Source organism: Stappia sp. TSB10P1A, from assembly GCF_900185725.1.
Taxonomy (GTDB): Bacteria; Pseudomonadota; Alphaproteobacteria; order Rhizobiales; family Stappiaceae; genus Stappia.
Map to the genome: position 1 here is coordinate 66778 of NZ_FYAU01000008.1, position 16598 is coordinate 83375.

Below are 16598 nucleotides of genomic sequence, written 5' to 3' on the forward strand. Positions count from 1 at the left end.
GCCCACCTGGATGCGCCTGTTGCTGACTGCCGCCGTGCTGGCCGCCTCGCTCGCAGCGGCCTCGGCCGCCGAGATCGAGGCGCCCGGCCCGCAGGGACCGCTGCGCGGCCTCCTCGCGGGCCCGGCCGGGGCTGACGCTCCGGTGGTGCTGATGATCCCCGGCTCGGGCACCAGCGACCGCGACGGCAACCAGCTCCCCGGCATCCGCGCCGCGACGCTGCGGCTGCTGGCGGAAGGGCTCGCCGCCCGCGGCATCGCCTCCGCCCGCGTCGACAAGCGCGGGCTGCATGGCAGCAGCGAGGCCGTGCCCGATCCGGAAGACGTGACGCTGGCCGCCTATGCCGACGACGCCCATGCCTGGATCAAGGTCCTGCGCGCGAGAACCGGCGCGCCCTGCGTCTGGATCCTCGGCCATAGCGAGGGCGGCCTCGTGGCGCTGAAGACGGCAAGCACCCGCCCCGAGGGCATCTGCGGCCTGGTGCTGGCCGCGACCCCGGGCCGTCCGCTTGGCGCCCTGCTGCGCGAACAGTTCCGCGCGAACCTGCCCGAAAGCCCGCTGCGCCAGCCGACGCTGGACGCGCTCGAGACGCTGCTGTCGGCGCTGGAAGCCGGCCAACCGGCCGATCTTTCCAACGTCAACCCGCAGCTTGCCGGGATCTTTCGCCCCTCGGTGCAGCCCTATGTGATCGACCTGCTCGCCCACGATCCGGCGAAGATGATCGCCGCGACGGACCTGCCCGTCCTGATCCTGCAGGGCACGACCGACCTGCAGGTGACGATGGCCGACGCCGAGGCGCTCGCCGCCGCCCGCCCCGATGCGCGCCTCGTGCGCCTTGACGGCGTCAACCACATGTTCAAGTCGGCACCGGCCGAGCGGACAGCCAATCTCGAGGCTTACGCGAACCCCGACCTCCCCCTCGCCGACGGCGTCCTTGAGGCCATCGCCGGGATGGTTCTCGACGACCCCGGCACGACATCCCGAAGGAGCCCCGTTCAATGATCCTCGTCTGCGGCGAAGCGCTGTTCGACCTGTTCGCCGAGGACGGCGACGGCGGGACGCTGACCCTCGATGCCCGCATCGGCGGCTCGCCCTTCAACGTCGCCATCGGCCTTGCGCGGCTCGAAGTGCCGGTCGCCTATTTCGGCGGCCTGTCGCGCGACTTCTTCGGCCGCCGTCTCAAGGCGGCGCTGGAGCGGGAGGGCGTCGATACCTCCCTCGTCATCGACAGCGACGCGCTGACCACCCTCAGCGTCGTCGGTCTCGATGCCTCGGGCAGCCCGGCCTATTCCTTCTATGGCGAGGGCGCCGCCGACCGTCTCGTCACGCCGGGTGACCTGCCGGCGCTTGCGGAGGGCATCGACACGATCCATCTCGGCTCGTTCTCGGCGCTCGTGCCGCCGGTCGGCGACGCCCTGCTGCACCTGGTGCGGCGCGAACATGGCCGGCGCCTCGTCGCCTATGATCCGAACATCCGGCCCACGGTCGTTGCCGACCTTGCCGCCTGGCGCGGCCGGCTCGACGCGCTCTTGCCGAATGTCGACCTGTTGAAGATCAGCGCCGAGGACGCGCAGACGCTCTATCCGGGCACCGACCCGGCCGAGCTGGCGCGCGACTGGCTCGCCAGAGGCCCCGCCCTGGTCGTGGTGACGCGGGGACGCGAGGGCGCGAGCGCCTTCACCGCGACATCGACGGCAAGCGTTGCCGGCCGTCCCGTCACGGTCGCCGACACGGTCGGAGCCGGCGACACGTTCCAGGCGGCGCTGCTCGCGCGCCTTGGAGACACCGCCGCGCGCAGCCGCGCCGGGCTTTCCGGCCTTGGGGACGACGCGCTCGCCGATCTTCTGGAGTATGCAGGCAGAGCCTCTGCCATTACCTGTACCCGGCGCGGAGCGGACCTCCCCCGCCGTGCCGAACTCGCCGCCTGAGGGCGAAACCGCACAAGTGAAAGGACCGCCATGGCCGCGCGCGTCATCGAAGTCGCCCCGTTTGACCTGATCGTTTTCGGAGCCACCGGCGATCTGGCCCACCGGAAACTGCTGCCCGCCCTCTATCACCGCGATCTCGACGGCCAGCTCCCGGACGACGCCCGCATCCTCGCCTGTTCGCGGCGCGAGATGTCGATCAGCGACTACCGCGAGTTCGCGCGGCAGGCGATCGACGAGCACGTTTCCGACGTCGAGCCCCACTCGCTGGCCCGCTTCCTCGACCGCCTGTTCTATATCGCGGCGGACGCCGCCGGGGACCGCGGCTGGCCGGACCTCGCCGCCGCCCTGTCCGGCCGCGAGGAGGTGGTGCGGGCCTTCTACCTCGCCGTCTCGCCGGACTTCTTCGAGCCGATCTGCGAGCGCATCGGCACCCACGGCCTTGCCACGGAACTTGCCCGCGTCGTCATCGAAAAGCCGATCGGCAAGGACGGCGCCTCCGCCCGCGAGGTCAATGCCTCGATCGGCGCGGTGTTCCGCGAGGACCAGATCTTCCGCATCGACCACTATCTCGGCAAGGAGACGGTGCAGAACCTGATGGCCCTGCGCTTCGCCAATGCGCTGTTCGAGCCGCTGTGGAACGCCGCGCATATCGACCATGTGCAGATCACCGTCGCCGAGGCGCTCGGCGTCGAGGGCCGCGCCGGCTATTACGACACCGCCGGCGCCATGCGCGACATGGTGCAGAACCACATTCTCCAGCTCCTCTGCCTGGTCGCCATGGAGCCGCCCGAGTCGATGGATGCGGATTCGGTGCGCGACGAGAAGCTGAAGGTGCTCAAGGCGCTGAAGCCGATGGATGCCGATCTCGCCGCCCGCGCCACGGTGCGCGGCCAGTACCGCGCCGGCGCCTCGTCCGGCGGCGCCGTGCCCGGCTATCTGGAGGAGTTGAACGACCCCGCCTCGCAGACCGAGACCTTCGTCGCGGTGAAGGCGGAGATCGCCAACTGGCGCTGGGCCAACGTTCCCTTCTACCTGCGCACCGGCAAGCGCCTCGCCGCCCGCGTCTCGGAAATCGTCGTGCAGTTTCACCCGATCCCGCATTCGATCTTCGGCGAGGAGGCCGGCGCGATCTCTCCGAACCGGCTGGTCATCCGCCTGCAGCCGGACGAGGGCGTGCGCATGCAGGTGATGATCAAGGACCCCGGCCCCGGCGGCATGCGCCTGCGCCAGGTGCCGCTCGACATGTCCTTCGCCAAGGCCTTCGCCGTGCGCAATCCGGACGCCTATGAGCGGCTGATCATGGACGTCATCCGCGGCAACCAGACCCTGTTCATGCGCCGCGACGAGGTCGAGGCGGCCTGGGCTTGGGTCGATCCGATCCTGCAGGCCTGGTCGACCTTGAAGGAACCGCCGAAGGGCTACACGTCAGGGACATGGGGACCATCGGCCGCCATCGCCCTGATCGAGCGCGACGGCCGCACCTGGTTCGAGGACCTGATCTGAACGAACGAACTTGCCGGGATGCGGTGAACGCATCCCGGTTGAACGGGAAATTAAATCGATTTAAACGTCGTGCCGGAACAGGCATTCGCCTGCCGGTCCAACAGGATCGCCGGTCATCCGAAGTGAGCCATCCGGCCCACTCCCGCCGGACAGACCGCAACCGAAAGGACGGAACCCGCCATGAGCCTTCATTCCACCATCGCCGCCGTCACCGAGCGCATCATTGAGCGCAGCCGCAACAGCCGCGCCCAGTATCTGGAGCGCATCCGCGCGGCCGCCGAAAACGGCCCGCGCCGCTCGACCCTGTCCTGCGGCAACCTTGCCCATGGCTTTGCCGCCTGCGGGGTCACCGACAAGGCGCGGCTGGCCGGCGACGTGGTGCCGAACCTCGGCATCATCACCGCCTACAACGACATGCTGTCGGCGCATCAGCCCTATGAGCGCTTCCCCGAGCTGATCCGCGAGGCGGCCCGCGAGGTCGGCGCCGTCGCCCAGGTCGCCGCCGGCGTTCCGGCGATGTGCGACGGCGTCACCCAGGGCCAGGCCGGCATGGAACTGTCGCTGTTCTCCCGCGACGTGATCGCCATGTCGACGGCCATCGGCCTGTCGCACCAGATGTTCGACGCCGCCGTCTTCCTCGGCATCTGCGACAAGATCGTTCCCGGCCTGATGATCGGGGCGCTGTCCTTCGGCCATCTGCCGGCGGTCTTCGTTCCGGCCGGTCCGATGCCCACCGGCATGTCCAACGACGAGAAGGCCAAGACCCGCCAGCTCTATGCGGAAGGCAAGATCGGCCGCGCCGAACTGCTGGAGGCGGAGAGCCAGTCCTACCATTCGCCGGGCACCTGTACCTTCTACGGCACCGCCAATTCCAACCAGATGCTGATGGAGATCATGGGCCTGCACCTGCCGGGCGCCAGCTTCGTGCATCCAAACACGCCGCTGCGCGACGCGCTGACCCGCGAGGCGGCAAAGCGCGCGCTGGCGCTGACCGCGCTCGGCAATGCCTATACGCCGGTCGGCGAGATGATCGACGAGCGCGCCATCGTCAACGGCGTCGTCGGCCTGCATGCCACCGGCGGCTCCACCAACCACACCCTGCATCTGGTCGCCATCGCCGCCACCGCCGGCATCCGCCTGACCTGGGACGATATTTCCGACCTCTCCGACGCGGTGCCGCTGATCGCCCGCATCTATCCGAACGGGATGGCGGACGTGAACCACTTCCAGGCGGCCGGCGGCATGGGCTACCTGATCGGCGAATTGCTGGAGGCCGGCCTGCTGCACCGCGACGTGCGCACGGTCAACGGCACCGGCCTCGACGCCTATACCAGCGAAGCGCGGCTGACCGAGGAAGGCGGGGTTGCCTGGGTGCCGGCGACCCGCGAAAGCGGCGATCCGAAGGTCCTGTCCACGGCAGCCGAACCGTTCCAGAAGAATGGCGGCCTCACCGTTCTGGACGGCAATCTCGGCCGCGCGGTGATCAAGGTCTCCGCCGTCGCCCCGGAGCGCCGGGTGGTCGAGGCCCCGGCCCGCGTCTTCGCCTCGCAGGAGGCCCTGCAGGCCGCCTTCAAGGCGGGAGAGCTGACCTCCGACTTCATCGCCGTGCTGCCCTTCCAGGGCCCGCGCGCCTGCGGCATGCCGGAACTGCACAAGCTGACGCCGGCGCTCGGCGTGTTGCAGGACCGCGGCATCAAGGTCGCGCTCGTCACCGACGGGCGCATGTCGGGCGCCTCCGGCAAGGTGCCGGCGGCGATCCATGTCACGCCGGAGGCCGTCGACGGCGGGCCCATCGCCCGCATCCGCGACGGCGACCTCCTGCGCGTCGATGCGCCCGCCGGGCGGCTCGAAGTACTGGTCGATGCGGCGGAGTTCGCCGCCCGCACGCCGGCGACCGCCGACCTTTCGGTCCACCAGCACGGCGTCGGCCGCGACCTCTTCGCCGCCTTCCGCGCCTTCGCCGGCCCCGCCGACCAGGGCGCCCATGTCTTCGGCACTCACGGCTTCGCCGCCTGACGCCGACCCTTCACGGAGACTGACCTTATGGCCACCAGCCAGAACACCGAACGCCTCGACCGGATCATGCAGGCCGCGCCGGTCATCCCGGTACTGATCGTCGACGACCCCGCCAAGGCCGTGCCGATGGCCCGCGCGCTGGTGCGCGGCGGGTTGCCGGCGATCGAGATCACGCTGCGCACGCCGAAGGCGCTGGAGGCGATCCGCGCTGTCGCGAGCGAAGTGGAAGGCGCCTTCGTCGGCGCCGGCACCGTGCTCGATGCCGCGCAGTACCAGGCTGCCGTCGCGGCGGGGGCCACCTTTGTCGTCTCGCCCGGTGCCACCGACCGGCTGCTGGCAGCGGCCGCCAACCACGACGTGCCGCTGCTGCCGGGCAGTGCCACCGCCTCGGAAGTGATGAAGCTGCTGGAGGCCGGCTACTCGCGGCTGAAGCTGTTCCCGGCCGAGGCCGTCGGCGGCGCGGCGCTGCTGAAGTCGCTTGCCTCGCCGCTGCCGGCCGCCCGCTTCTGCCCGACCGGCGGGATCACCGAGACGACCGCCCCGACCTATCTCGCCCTGCCCAACGTCGTGTGCGTCGGCGGCTCGTGGATCGCCGGGCCCGACGCCATCGCCGCCGAGGACTGGGACGGCATCGAGGCCCGTGCCCGCCAGGCGTCGAAGCTTCCGGCCTGAGACGGCGCCCGACCGGGGGAGGGAGCGGACCGTGGCAGAAAATATTCCCGCCGCCGGTTTCCCGGCGATCTTGCAGGACCCCGTGCCCGCTCCCATCTGCTTCGGGTCGCGGATCGCCAGATCCGCATTTCGCGAGGCTGTCTCCCATGTCGAGCTCATCGAACACCACCGCTCCGGCGGTGGCCACCCGTCGGACCGGCGTCCGACCGGGGGTTACCTTCTATGTCGTCGTGATTTCCGCCGTGCTGCTGTTTTCCGCCGAGATCTGGACGCTGACCCTCGGCACCCTCTGGGCCTTCATCGGCATCCTGTCGCTCGGCTCGGCAGGCACCATCGCCCTTGCCGTTCTGCTTGTCCCCGGTGCCGCCTGGGCCACCTGGCGCCTGGCCACCCTCGCGATCCGCGGCGAACTCGCCCTCGCCGCCAGCGAGCGCGAGAGGCTTGCCGAGGACACGGCACAGCCTGCGGGCTGATCGCAGTCCCCATCGATGCGCCTGCCGGTCCGGCCTGTCAGGCGGCGCACTCCTGCGGATATGGGTCGCAGGTCGCGGCAGCCGGATCGCCTCTTTGGGTTCCTCGCGCAGCCTGCCGCCGCGGCGCCCCGGATCGGCTCCCCCATGCTCATCGATATGGCTCTCGTCGGCCTCGGTCTCGCCCTGCTGTTCCTCGGCGGCGACTTTCTGGTGCGGGGCGCGGTGGTGCTCGCCGCACGCCTGCGCATCTCCCCGCTGCTTATCGGCCTGACCGTCGTCGGCTTCGGCACCTCCATGCCGGAACTGCTGGTCTCGCTCAATGCTGCCCTGGCGGGCCTGCCCGATATCGCCATCGGCAATGTCGTCGGCTCCAACACCGCCAACATCCTGCTGATCCTCGGCCTCGCCCTCGTCGTCGCGCCGCTGTCCTCGCGCCTGCCCGGCCTTCGGCGCGACCTTCTCGCCATGCTGGCGAGCGCCGCGCTGCTCGCGCTCATCGCCCCCGGCGGGGTCCTTCGCCCCTGGCACGGCCTGCTCTTCCTGGCCCTGCTGGCGGCCTATCTCACCTACAGCGCGATCCGCGGCCGCTCGCAAGGGGCGACGCTTCCCGACACCGGAACCGCCCTGACGCTCTGGCAGATGCTCGGCTTCATCGCCGCGGGCCTTGCGGCGCTGGTCTTCGGGGCGGACTTCCTCGTCCAGGGTGCGACGAGCCTCGCCGTCAGGATCGGCGTCCCCGATGCGGTCATCGGCCTCACCATCGTCGCCGTCGGCACCAGCCTGCCGGAGCTTGCGACCTCCGTCGTCGCGGCGATGAAGCGTCAGCCGGAAATCGCCGTCGGCAACGTGGTCGGCTCGAACATTTTCAACATTCTCGGCATTCTGGGCGTGACCGCCGTCCTCGCGCCGATCCCCGTCGCGCCGCAGATGGCGCGCTTCGACATCCCGGTGATGCTCGCGGTCACCCTTGTCATCGCCGCGCTGCTGGCGGTCGCCCCGCGCGTGCCGAGGCTGGTGGGGCTGGCCCTGCTTGCCGCCTATGGCTGGTATTGTACGGTGCTGTTCGTCTGACGCGCGAACCGGCCCGACCGACACCCCCGACGACACACCGGACGACATACCGGACCCAACAAGGAGGAGGATGATCATGACCGGGCCCGCACTCCCGCAAGACCTCAAGCAGCGGGCGGAGAGCTTGCGCGCCACCGGCTTGCGCCGTCTCTTCGCCGAAGACCCCGGCCGGTTCGACGCCCTCTCCTTCGGCTTCGAGGACATGCTGCTCGACCTGTCGAAGCTGCACTGGGACCGCGACGCGATCGCAGGCCTCGCCGCCTTCGCCCGTGCGCGCGGCATGGAACACCGCCGCGCGGCGATGTTCGCCGGCGAGCCGATCAACGCGACGGAGGCGCGCGCGGTCCTGCATGTCGCCCTGCGCAACCGGGGCGAGGCGCCCGTTCTCGTCGACGGCCGCGACGTGATGCCGAGCGTCCGCACGACGCTGGCGCAGATGGAGGCCTTCGCCCGCGGCATCCGCGACGGCTCGATTCTCTCCGCCGCCGGCCGGCCCTTCACCGATGTCGTCAACATCGGCATCGGCGGGTCGGATCTCGGCCCGGCGATGGTGACGGCGGCGCTCGCCCCCTTCGCCGACGGTCCGCGCCTGCATTACGTCTCGAATGTCGACGGCGCCCATATCGCCGACACGCTGAAGGGGCTCGATCCCCGCACCACCCTGATCATCGTCGCTTCCAAGACCTTCACCACCATCGAGACCATGACCAATGCCCGCACCGCGCGGCAGTGGATCGTCAAGGCGCTGGGGGAAGACGCCGTCGGCGCGCATTTCGCGGCCGTCTCGACGGCTCTCGACAAGGTCGGCGCCTTCGGCATCGACGCGGCGCGGGTCTTCGGCTTCTGGGACTGGGTCGGCGGGCGCTATTCCGTGTGGTCGGCCATCGGCCTGCCGGTGATGATCGCCATCGGCGCGGAGAATTTCGCGCAGTTCCTGGAGGGCGCCCATGCGCTCGACCGCCATTTCCGCGAGGCGGAGGCGCTGGAGAACCTGCCGGTGCTGCTCGCCCTTGCCGGCATCTGGCACCGCAATGTCTGCGGCTTTCCCGCCCGCGCCATCCTTCCCTACGACCAGCGCCTCGCCCGCCTGCCCGCCTATCTGCAGCAGCTCGACATGGAGTCCAACGGCAAGCGCGTGACGCTGGCCGGCGAGCCGGTCGACTGCGCCACCGGGCCGCTGGTCTGGGGCGAGCCGGGCACCAACGGTCAGCACGCCTTCTACCAGCTCCTGCATCAGGGCACGGATGTGATTCCCTGCGAGTTCATCGTCGCCGCAAACGGGCACGAACCGGACCTTGCCCATCACCACGCCCTGCTGGTGGCAAACTGCCTCGCCCAGTCGGAAGCTTTGATGAACGGGCGCACGCGCGAAGAGGCCGAGGCGCTGCTGGTCGCCGAGGGCAAGTCGGTGGCGGAAGTCGCCCGCCTTGCCCCGCACAAGGAGTTTCCCGGCAACCGCCCGTCGCTGACCATCGTCCACGACCGGCTGACGCCGCGCGCCCTCGGCCGGCTCATTGCCCTTTACGAGCACCGGGTCTTCGTCGAAGGCGCCGTCTGGAACATCAACTCCTTCGACCAGTGGGGCGTCGAACTCGGCAAGGTGCTGGCCAACGAGTTGCTGCCGATGCTGGACGGACGGGAGCCGGCGACGGGGCGCGACAGCTCGACCCTCGGCCTCCTCGCCCGGCTGCGAAGGCAATGATGCCGCTCCGTTAACCGCAGGTGGAAAAGAACCGCCGTCCAATGATCTACGTCACAGCTTCGCCTCAGCCTGGCGCTAGACTGATCCCGGTTTTGATGCTCAGATAGGCAGCAACGCAAGGGAGACTCCGACCCTCCCTGCTGAAGGGCCTGTCGGGAGGCGACAGTCGCCGGAACCTTTGGACATGTGAGGAGTTGGAAAATGGTCAGGATTGTTCTCGTGGGTGCAACGGCCCTTCTGCTGGCGGCGTGCCAGTCCGACAGCCAGCGTGACCGCGCGCTGGTCGGTGGCGGCCTCGGTGCCGCGACCGGCGCGGTGATCGGCGCGGCGGCGACCGGCGATGTCGGCGGCGCACTGGTCGGCGGTGTCATCGGCGGTGTCGGCGGTGCCATGGTCGGCTCGGCCACCACGCCGAAGAACTGCATCGCGACCGACCGCTACGGCCGTCGCTACCGGGTTGCCTGCCCGTAAGAGGCGACCTCGCCCGCCCGAGAGGGACATGCCTGACCGCCGCAACGCAAGCTTCGGCCGACCGTTGCGGTGGTGCATGCGTTTCTCGCGAAACGCAGTCCGGCCAACCAATCGGAGGCGAATTTGATGAATAAGATCGTGATCGTTACGGCGGCGACCCTGCTGATTGCCGCCTGTCAGGCCGACAGCCAGCGTGACCGCGCGCTGGTCGGCGGTGGCCTCGGCGCCGCCACCGGCGCTGCCATCGGAGCCGCCGCAACGGGCGATGTCGGCGGTGCACTCGTGGGCGGTGCCATTGGCGGCGCCAGCGGCGCGGTGATCGGCTCGGCCACCACACCCCGCAACTGCGTCACCACCGACCGCTACGGCCGTCGCCACTATGTGGCCTGCCCCTAGTCACCCGAATCTGAAGTTCGTCACATGTCTCGGCATGCTCTGAACGAACTTCAGATTCAAAAGGGTGACTAGCAAGTCTATGTTTCTAGTGTGGTTTTCGAATTTGAAATACGCTCGCGGCACGCTGCAAAAATGAGGCGTATTTCAAATTCACCACACTAGGTCACGGTTTCAAGCGTTCGCACACCAAACAAGGTTTGCACACAAGCGAGGCCGGCCAGGGATCCTGGCCGGCCTCGCTGCGTTCAGCCCTGCGGCCGCGATCAGGCGGCGGCGGAGATGCCGCTGGCCAGCGCCTTGGCCGGCGCGACATAGTCGTAGCCAAGCGCCGTCGCCACCGCCTCGCAGGTCACATGACCGGCATGGACGTTCAGCCCGTTCATCAGATGCGGGTTGTCCGCCAGCGCCTTGGCGTAGCCGTTGTTGGCCAGTGCCAGGGTGAAGGGCAGCGTCGCGTTGTTGAGCGCATAGGTCGAGGTGCGCGGCACCGCGCCCGGCATGTTGGCGACGCAATAATGCACCACCCCGTCGACCACATAGGTCGGCTCGGCATGGGTGGTGGCATGCGAGGTCTCGAAGCAGCCGCCCTGGTCGATGGCAACGTCGACCAGCACCGAACCGGCCTTCATCCGCCGCACATGGTCGGCGGTGACGAGCTTCGGCGCCGCCGCTCCCGGCACCAGCACCGCGCCGATCACCAGATCCGCCTCCAGCACATATTGCTCGACGGCGGAGCGGGTCGAATAGACCGTGCGCAGCGCCGCGCCGAAGCGCGCCGAGAGGTTGCCCAGCACGTCGATGGACCGGTCGAGGACGGTCACGTCGGCGCCAAGGCCCAGCGCCATGGTGATCGCATGGGCGCCGACGACGCCGCCGCCGATCACCACCACCTTGGCCGGCGCCACGCCCGGCACGCCGCCGAGCAGCACGCCGGCGCCGCCATGGGCCCGCTCCAGCGCTGTCGCGCCCGCCTGCACCGACAGCCGGCCGGCGACCTGCGACATCGGCGCCAGCAGCGGCAGCCCGCCGCGCCCGTCGGTCACCGTCTCATAAGCGATGCAGGTGGCCCCCGACTTGACGAGATCGGCGGTCTGCGGCGCATCCGGCGCCAGATGCAGATAAGTGAAGAGCAGGTGGTCCGGCCGCAGCATCGCCCGCTCCGACGCCTGCGGCTCCTTCACCTTGACGATCATCGTCGAGGCGTCGAAGACCTCGGCCGCAGTCGCGGCGATCGACGCGCCGGCGGACTGATAGTCGGCGTCATCCGCGCCGATGCCCTGCCCCGCCCCGGTCTCCACCAGCACCTCATGGCCATTGGCCACCAGTTCGCGGACGCTGTCGGGGGTCAGGCCGACGCGATATTCGTGGTTCTTGATTTCCTTCGGCACACCGACGCGCATTCTTGTACCTCCTCCGTGCTCGACCGCCCGGCGGTCGGGATAATCGGGAATGTTACGCGAAAACGCCTCGAATTTGCTTGCGTTGTCGGCCTCGTCTTCGCAATCTGCGCAAGATTGAAGCGCAGAATGGCTGATTGATGAAACATTCTTCGAAGGAAGTCGCAAAGCTGGATCGGATCGACCGGCATATCCTTGCCCTGCTGCAGGTCGACGGGCGCATCGCCAATGCCGATCTTGCGGACGCCGTCGGCCTGTCCGCCTCCGCCTGCCTGCGCCGGGTGCGGATGCTGGAGGACAGCGGCGTCATCGACCGCTATGTCGCCCTGCTCGACCAGACCCGCATCGGCCGGCGGATGAACATTTTCGTGGAGATCTCGCTCACCTCCCAGTCGAACGAGGTGCTGACCCGCTTCGAGCAGGCCGTCGCCCGCTCGCCGGAGATCATGGAATGCCATCTGATGGCGGGCGACGCCGACTATCTGCTGCGCATCACCGCCGCCGATCCGATCGACTTCGAGCGCATCCACCGCGACCATCTCGCCCGCCTGCCGGGCGTCTCGCGCATGCGCTCCTCCTTCGCGATCCGCACGATTTCCCGCAGCACCGCCTATCCGCTGCCGGAAGACGACGACAGATAGCGCCGCCGCCCCGACCGCCGACCCGGCCAGAAGGTCGCAGGCCGACCTTATGGCACCCTGTCTAATTTACTGATAGACTGATTAAGCGCTCGGGATTTTTCGCGAGGCTCAGCCTTGGCGGTCCAGGTATGAAGGCAGCAGGTATATCCAGGGGCCTATCCGGCTTGACGCTCCTGATCGTCGACGACGATCCGGACGACCTGTGGATGTTCGGCCATCTGCTGCAGCGCGCCTGTCCCGAACCCGAAACGCTCTCGCTCGTCACCGCCGCCGACGGCGCTACCGCCCTTGCCGAGATCGACCGGACGATCTCGGCCGGCCTTCCCCTGCCCGACGCCATCCTGCTCGACATGAACATGCCGGGCCTGACCGGGCTCGACGTGCTCGCCGCCCTGCGCGCCCGGCGCTGCCTCGATGCCACGCCGATCATCATCCTGTCGACGACCGAAAGTGCCCGCACCGCCGAACTGGCCCTGCGCGCCGGTGCCGACGCGGTGGTCACCAAGCCCGACAGCATGGCCAGCATCCAGCGGCTCGCGGCCGATCTTCTCCGCGACACCCTGGCCGCCCGCCATCCGCCGCGCGCCTGCGCCAGGGCGCGCGCCTGAGGCCGCGCTTTTCCACGGCCCCAATCCTTTTGCCGCAAGACGCTTGATCGCACGCCCGCCTCGTCCGACAACGGGGGACCGTTTTCAGGACGATCCCCGAGGAGGACCGATGGCCCACGCGATTTCCCGTCTCAGCGACACCCGCTGCGAGCTTGCCGAAGGCCCGACCTGGGACGAGCGCACCGGGCGCCTCTACTGGTGCGACATCCTCGGCAAGCGCATCCACGCGCGCGACTGGCAGAGCCGAACCGAGCGCCACTGGGACCTGCCGGATGTGGTCGGCTCGCTCGGCCTGACTGAGGACGACGACCGCCTCATTGTCGCCCTGCGCGACCGCGTCGTCCTGTTCACCCTGTCAACCGGCGCCATCGAGACCCTGGCGGAGATCGAGGCCGGCGATCCGCGCACCCGCCTCAACGACGGCAAGGTCGGCCCGGACGGCGCCTTCTATGTCGGCACCATGGACGACCGGCCGGACCGCCAGCCGATCGGCGCGCTCTACCGGGTCACCCGCGACGGCACCACCACGCGGCTCGTCGAGGGCGTGACCGTCTCCAACGGTCTTGCCTGGTCGCCCGACGGGACAGTGCTCTATCATGCCGACAGCCGGCCGGGGCATATCGAGGCCTGGGATTTCGACGCGGCGCGTGGCGCGATCTCCGGGCGGCGCCTCTTCGCCCAGCTCACCAACGAGACCGGGCGCCCGGACGGCGGCACGGTGGACGCCAAGGGGCGCTACTGGTCGGCGGGCGTCTCCGCCGGCCTGCTCAACTGCTTCGCCCCCGACGGCACACTCCTCGAGGCGATCCCGATGCCGGTGCCGCGCCCGACCATGCCCTGCTTCTGCGGCCCGTCGCTGGAGGAGATGGTGGTGACCAGCCTGCGCCCGCCCAACGCCCCGGACCTCTTGGCGCAATATCCGGACTCCGGCTGCCTGTTCCTGCTGAAGCCCGGCGCGACCGGCCTGCCGGCCTGCCGCTTCAGCCTTTAGCCGCCTCCGCGATGTCGCGCGGCAGCACGGGCAGCGCCTCGTCCGGGGCGTTGCGGCCCCAGGTCGGGCGCAGATCGTGGTCGACGGCGATCCGCTCGTCGAAGACGAAACAGTCGCCGCGCCACAGGCTCTCCGCCTGCGGCACCTTTTCCAGGTAGTTCAGGATGCCGCCTTCGAGGTGATAGACCTCCTCGAAACCTTCCGAGAGCAGCAGCGCGCTCGCCTTCTCGCAGCGGATGCCGCCGGTGCAGAACATCGCCACCTTGCGCGGGGCGGAAGTCCCCCCTGCCTGCCGCAGCCATTCGGGGAAGGCGCGAAACGAGCGGGTGTCCGGCGAACAGGCGCCCTCGAACGTGCCGAAGGCCACCTCGTAGTCGTTGCGCGTGTCGATGACCAGCACGTCCGGATCGCTGATGAGAGCGTTCCAGTCCTGCGGCGGCACATAGGTACCGACCTCGCGGGTCGGGTCGATGCCGGCAACGCCGAGGCTGACGATCTCCCGCTTCAGCCGCACCTTCAGCCGGGCGAAAGGAAGGCGCTCGGCCCAGGAGGCCTTTTCCTGGAGGCCGGAAAGACGGCAATCGCTCCGCAGCCAGGCCAGCACCTGCGCAACGCCCTCCTCGCTTCCGGCGATCGTGCCGTTGACGCCCTCGCTCGCCAGCAGGATCGACCCGCGTATGCCGGCCGCCAAGGCCGTGTCCAGCAGTGGTTGCCGCAACGCCTCGAAGTCCGGCAGGGACGCGAAGTGATAGAAGGCGGAAATCCGGATGTCGGTCATGTCTGCGTTGGGGCTCGTCGGCTAAGGTGTCGGCCTGCCGAGCCTTCTACACGTCCCCTTTCCCCGCTGGCAACAGGTCGCCCCGCGCTACCAGGGCAGCCTTTCGCCGTCATGGGAGAGAAACGCGCCGCTGTCCTCGCGCCCCGCACCGTCGATCACCGACAGCAGCCGGCGTGCCGCCTCGTCCGGCGTGCGCACCGTCAGCCCGGCGCGGGCGAAGGGGCGAGACAGTCCCGTATCCACAGTGCCCGGATGCAGCGCCAGCAGCACCAGCTCCGGCTGGCGCCGGGCAAGCTCGATCGACGCGGTGCGCAGGATCTGGTTCAGCGCCGCCTTGGAGGCCCGGTAGCTGATCCAGCCGCCGAGGCGGTTGTCGCCGATGCTGCCGACCTTGGCCGACAGGGTGGCGAACACGCTTCTGCCCTCGCGCGGAAACAGCGGCGCGAAATGCTTGATGAGCAGTGCCGGCCCGATGGCGTTGATGCGGAACGAGCGCTCCATGGCCACCGGGTCGATCTGGCGCAGCGCCTTTTCCGGTTGCATCTGCGCATCGCTCAAGAGGCCGGTCGCATCGACGAACAAGCGCAGCGGCCCCATCGCGCCGATCCGCCGGGCCGCGGCGGCGATGCTGTCCTCGTCCTCCAGGTCGAAGCCCGGCGCAAGGCTGCGCGCGAGCCGCTCCACGGCATCGAAGCGCCCGCTTGCCTCGATCCGGCGGGCCAAGGCGGAGCCGATGCCGCCTGTTGCGCCGGCAACCACGGCAATGCCGCCCCGGGTGAAACTGGTGAGATCCTCGGTCATGGGAGAGCATACGCTGCGGCAGGGTCGGCGGTTTTGTCGAAACCCGAGCAGTTAACGAAGCGTTAGCCTGGCAACGAGCCCCGCCCCACTGGCCGGTTGGCAAGCGGCGCCCGACCATGCCACAGTCTCGCCCGTCGTCGGCTCCGTCGGCGCAACCCGAAGTCCGGCAAGGCGAAACGCCGTCGCCGCCCAGCAGGGAACCTCACGATGCCCCGACGCTTCTTTGTCCTCGACGTGTTCACCAATCAGGCGCTTGCGGGCAATCCCCTGGCTGTCGTGCTGGACGCGGAAGGGCTGTCGGATGCCCGCATGCAGGCCATCGCCCGCGAATTCAACCTCTCGGAGACGGTCTTCGTGCTGCCGCCGGACAATCCGGCCCATTCAGCCAGGCTGCGCATCTTCACCCCGGCGCGCGAACTGCCCTTTGCCGGGCACCCGACCGTCGGCACCGCGATCCTGCTTGCCAAGGAGCGCTTCGGCGACATCGAGTCCGATGCCGATCACAATGCCATGGTGGTGCTGGAGGAAGGTGTCGGCAACGTGCGCTGCGGCGTCGTGCTGAAGAACGGGGCGGCGGGCTTTGCGGAATTCGATGTGCCGCGCCTGTCCCGGCCCTGCGATCCCCTGGGCGACCGGGAGATCATTGCCGCCGCCGTCGGCCTGGAGCCGAGCGAGATCGGCTTCGAGAACCATCGTCCCTGCGCCTTCGAGGCGGGCGTCCCCTTCGCTTTCGTTCCGGTGGCGAACCTTGCCGCCCTGTCGCGGGTCACCCCGGTGCATCGCTATTGGGTGGACGCCTTCGGCCATGGCGGCGAGATCGGCGCCTATCTCTATTGCCGCCAGACCAATTCCCAGGACAGCACCTTCTCCGCCCGCATGTTCGCCCCCCATATGGGCATCGGCGAGGATCCGGCGACCGGCGCCGCCGCGGCCGCCTTCGCCGGCGTCGTGCGCCATTTCGACAGGTTGACGGACGGAACCCACTACCTGCGCATCGAGCAGGGCTGCGACATGGGCCGCCCCTCCCTGATCGATCTGGAAGTGGACATATCGGCCGGGGCGCTCAACGCCGTGCGCATCGGCGGCCAGGCCGTCATCGTCTCAAGCGGCGAACTCTTCCTCTGACGCCAGGCCGGGAAGGCCCGCAAGGCG

17 protein-coding genes are annotated in these 16598 nt (G+C 69.2%); 14 read left to right on the plus strand and 3 right to left on the minus strand.

Features of this window, described 5'->3' with window-relative positions:
* The first annotated feature begins 10 nt into the window (after positions 1 to 10).
* The 10 genes from TSB10P1A_RS01750 to TSB10P1A_RS01795 all read left to right on the plus strand — a co-directional run bounded on the left by TSB10P1A_RS01750 (position 11) and on the right by TSB10P1A_RS01795 (position 10230).
* Complete coding sequence (locus tag TSB10P1A_RS01750; RefSeq protein WP_186386185.1) at positions 11 to 1000, plus strand: alpha/beta hydrolase; 990 nt, start codon at positions 11 to 13, stop codon at positions 998 to 1000.
* Positions 997 to 1926 (plus strand): carbohydrate kinase, encoded by a 930-nt coding sequence (locus tag TSB10P1A_RS01755; RefSeq protein WP_186386186.1) that lies wholly within the window; start codon positions 997 to 999, stop codon positions 1924 to 1926. The genes TSB10P1A_RS01750 and TSB10P1A_RS01755 overlap by 4 nt, the downstream gene beginning before the upstream one ends.
* 30 nt (positions 1927 to 1956) lie before the next feature.
* Entirely contained in the window at positions 1957 to 3429 is a 1473-nt protein-coding gene (gene zwf, locus TSB10P1A_RS01760; RefSeq protein WP_186386187.1) for a glucose-6-phosphate dehydrogenase, read from the plus strand.
* 180 nt (positions 3430 to 3609) lie between these two features.
* Complete coding sequence (gene edd, locus TSB10P1A_RS01765) at positions 3610 to 5445, plus strand: phosphogluconate dehydratase (protein WP_186386188.1); 1836 nt, start codon at positions 3610 to 3612, stop codon at positions 5443 to 5445.
* A gap of 27 nt (positions 5446 to 5472) precedes the next feature.
* Positions 5473 to 6117: a bifunctional 4-hydroxy-2-oxoglutarate aldolase/2-dehydro-3-deoxy-phosphogluconate aldolase gene (gene eda, locus TSB10P1A_RS01770; RefSeq protein ID WP_186386189.1), complete on the plus strand. Its 645-nt coding sequence runs from the start codon at positions 5473 to 5475 to the stop codon at positions 6115 to 6117.
* A 146-nt stretch (positions 6118 to 6263) separates the two neighbouring features.
* Positions 6264 to 6590 carry a hypothetical protein gene (locus TSB10P1A_RS01775; RefSeq protein WP_186386190.1) on the plus strand — a complete coding sequence of 109 codons (327 nt, stop codon included), beginning with the start codon at positions 6264 to 6266 and terminating at the stop codon, positions 6588 to 6590.
* Positions 6591 to 6734: 144 nt separating this feature from the next.
* Complete coding sequence (locus TSB10P1A_RS01780; RefSeq protein ID WP_186386191.1) at positions 6735 to 7661, plus strand: calcium/sodium antiporter; 927 nt, start codon at positions 6735 to 6737, stop codon at positions 7659 to 7661.
* 76 nt (positions 7662 to 7737) lie between these two features.
* Positions 7738 to 9363 carry a glucose-6-phosphate isomerase gene (pgi, locus tag TSB10P1A_RS01785; RefSeq protein ID WP_186386192.1) on the plus strand — a complete coding sequence of 542 codons (1626 nt, stop codon included), beginning with the start codon at positions 7738 to 7740 and terminating at the stop codon, positions 9361 to 9363.
* Between the two features lie 201 nt (positions 9364 to 9564).
* Positions 9565 to 9834 carry a glycine zipper domain-containing protein gene (locus TSB10P1A_RS01790; RefSeq protein WP_186386193.1) on the plus strand — a complete coding sequence of 90 codons (270 nt, stop codon included), beginning with the start codon at positions 9565 to 9567 and terminating at the stop codon, positions 9832 to 9834.
* Between the two features lie 126 nt (positions 9835 to 9960).
* Complete coding sequence (locus TSB10P1A_RS01795; RefSeq protein WP_186386194.1) at positions 9961 to 10230, plus strand: glycine zipper domain-containing protein; 270 nt, start codon at positions 9961 to 9963, stop codon at positions 10228 to 10230.
* 263 nt (positions 10231 to 10493) lie between these two features.
* On the opposite strand, the gene ald is transcribed toward TSB10P1A_RS01795, so the two are convergent.
* Entirely contained in the window at positions 10494 to 11630 is a 1137-nt protein-coding gene (gene ald, locus TSB10P1A_RS01800; RefSeq protein ID WP_186386195.1) for an alanine dehydrogenase, read from the minus strand.
* A 137-nt stretch (positions 11631 to 11767) separates the two neighbouring features.
* Here ald and TSB10P1A_RS01805 point away from each other — a divergent pair, with 137 nt between their 5' ends.
* The 3 genes from TSB10P1A_RS01805 to TSB10P1A_RS01815 all read left to right on the plus strand — a co-directional run bounded on the left by TSB10P1A_RS01805 (position 11768) and on the right by TSB10P1A_RS01815 (position 13867).
* Entirely contained in the window at positions 11768 to 12268 is a 501-nt protein-coding gene (locus TSB10P1A_RS01805; protein WP_186386196.1) for an Lrp/AsnC family transcriptional regulator, read from the plus strand.
* A gap of 164 nt (positions 12269 to 12432) precedes the next feature.
* Positions 12433 to 12876, plus strand: a complete 444-nt coding sequence (locus TSB10P1A_RS01810; protein WP_186386197.1) for a response regulator — start codon at positions 12433 to 12435, stop codon at positions 12874 to 12876.
* A gap of 109 nt (positions 12877 to 12985) precedes the next feature.
* A complete protein-coding gene (locus TSB10P1A_RS01815; RefSeq protein WP_186386198.1) occupies positions 12986 to 13867 on the plus strand; it encodes an SMP-30/gluconolactonase/LRE family protein in 882 nt (293 codons plus the stop codon).
* Here the strand turns inward: TSB10P1A_RS01815 and TSB10P1A_RS01820 are convergent.
* Positions 13857 to 14645 carry a rhodanese-related sulfurtransferase gene (locus tag TSB10P1A_RS01820; RefSeq protein ID WP_186386199.1) on the minus strand — a complete coding sequence of 263 codons (789 nt, stop codon included), beginning with the start codon at positions 14643 to 14645 and terminating at the stop codon, positions 13857 to 13859. The two genes, TSB10P1A_RS01815 and TSB10P1A_RS01820, sit on opposite strands and share 11 nt — an antisense overlap.
* Before the next feature lie 87 nt (positions 14646 to 14732).
* Entirely contained in the window at positions 14733 to 15446 is a 714-nt protein-coding gene (locus TSB10P1A_RS01825) for an SDR family NAD(P)-dependent oxidoreductase (RefSeq protein WP_186386200.1), read from the minus strand.
* A gap of 207 nt (positions 15447 to 15653) precedes the next feature.
* On the opposite strand from TSB10P1A_RS01825, the gene TSB10P1A_RS01830 reads away from it, so the two are divergent.
* On the plus strand, positions 15654 to 16571 hold the full coding sequence (locus TSB10P1A_RS01830; protein ID WP_186386201.1) for a PhzF family phenazine biosynthesis protein: 918 nt from the start codon (positions 15654 to 15656) through the stop codon (positions 16569 to 16571).
* The last annotated feature ends 27 nt before the right edge of the window (positions 16572 to 16598 follow it).

What these genes read in the sequence shown, in the direction of transcription:
- TSB10P1A_RS01750 (WP_186386185.1), top strand. Translation starts at nt 11, where the DNA reads ATGCGCCTGTTGCTGACTGCCGCCGTGCTGGCCGCCTCGCTCGCAGCG.
- TSB10P1A_RS01755 (WP_186386186.1), top strand. Translation starts at nt 997, where the DNA reads ATGATCCTCGTCTGCGGCGAAGCGCTGTTCGACCTGTTCGCCGAGGAC.
- zwf (WP_186386187.1), top strand. Translation starts at nt 1,957, where the DNA reads ATGGCCGCGCGCGTCATCGAAGTCGCCCCGTTTGACCTGATCGTTTTC.
- edd (WP_186386188.1), top strand. Translation starts at nt 3,610, where the DNA reads ATGAGCCTTCATTCCACCATCGCCGCCGTCACCGAGCGCATCATTGAG.
- eda (WP_186386189.1), top strand. Translation starts at nt 5,473, where the DNA reads ATGGCCACCAGCCAGAACACCGAACGCCTCGACCGGATCATGCAGGCC.
- TSB10P1A_RS01775 (WP_186386190.1), top strand. Translation starts at nt 6,264, where the DNA reads ATGTCGAGCTCATCGAACACCACCGCTCCGGCGGTGGCCACCCGTCGG.
- TSB10P1A_RS01780 (WP_186386191.1), top strand. Translation starts at nt 6,735, where the DNA reads ATGCTCATCGATATGGCTCTCGTCGGCCTCGGTCTCGCCCTGCTGTTC.
- pgi (WP_186386192.1), top strand. Translation starts at nt 7,738, where the DNA reads ATGACCGGGCCCGCACTCCCGCAAGACCTCAAGCAGCGGGCGGAGAGC.
- TSB10P1A_RS01790 (WP_186386193.1), top strand. Translation starts at nt 9,565, where the DNA reads ATGGTCAGGATTGTTCTCGTGGGTGCAACGGCCCTTCTGCTGGCGGCG.
- TSB10P1A_RS01795 (WP_186386194.1), top strand. Translation starts at nt 9,961, where the DNA reads ATGAATAAGATCGTGATCGTTACGGCGGCGACCCTGCTGATTGCCGCC.
- ald (WP_186386195.1), bottom strand. Translation starts at nt 11,630, where the DNA reads ATGCGCGTCGGTGTGCCGAAGGAAATCAAGAACCACGAATATCGCGTC.
- TSB10P1A_RS01805 (WP_186386196.1), top strand. Translation starts at nt 11,768, where the DNA reads ATGAAACATTCTTCGAAGGAAGTCGCAAAGCTGGATCGGATCGACCGG.
- TSB10P1A_RS01815 (WP_186386198.1), top strand. Translation starts at nt 12,986, where the DNA reads ATGGCCCACGCGATTTCCCGTCTCAGCGACACCCGCTGCGAGCTTGCC.
- TSB10P1A_RS01820 (WP_186386199.1), bottom strand. Translation starts at nt 14,645, where the DNA reads ATGACCGACATCCGGATTTCCGCCTTCTATCACTTCGCGTCCCTGCCG.
- TSB10P1A_RS01825 (WP_186386200.1), bottom strand. Translation starts at nt 15,446, where the DNA reads ATGACCGAGGATCTCACCAGTTTCACCCGGGGCGGCATTGCCGTGGTT.
- TSB10P1A_RS01830 (WP_186386201.1), top strand. Translation starts at nt 15,654, where the DNA reads ATGCCCCGACGCTTCTTTGTCCTCGACGTGTTCACCAATCAGGCGCTT.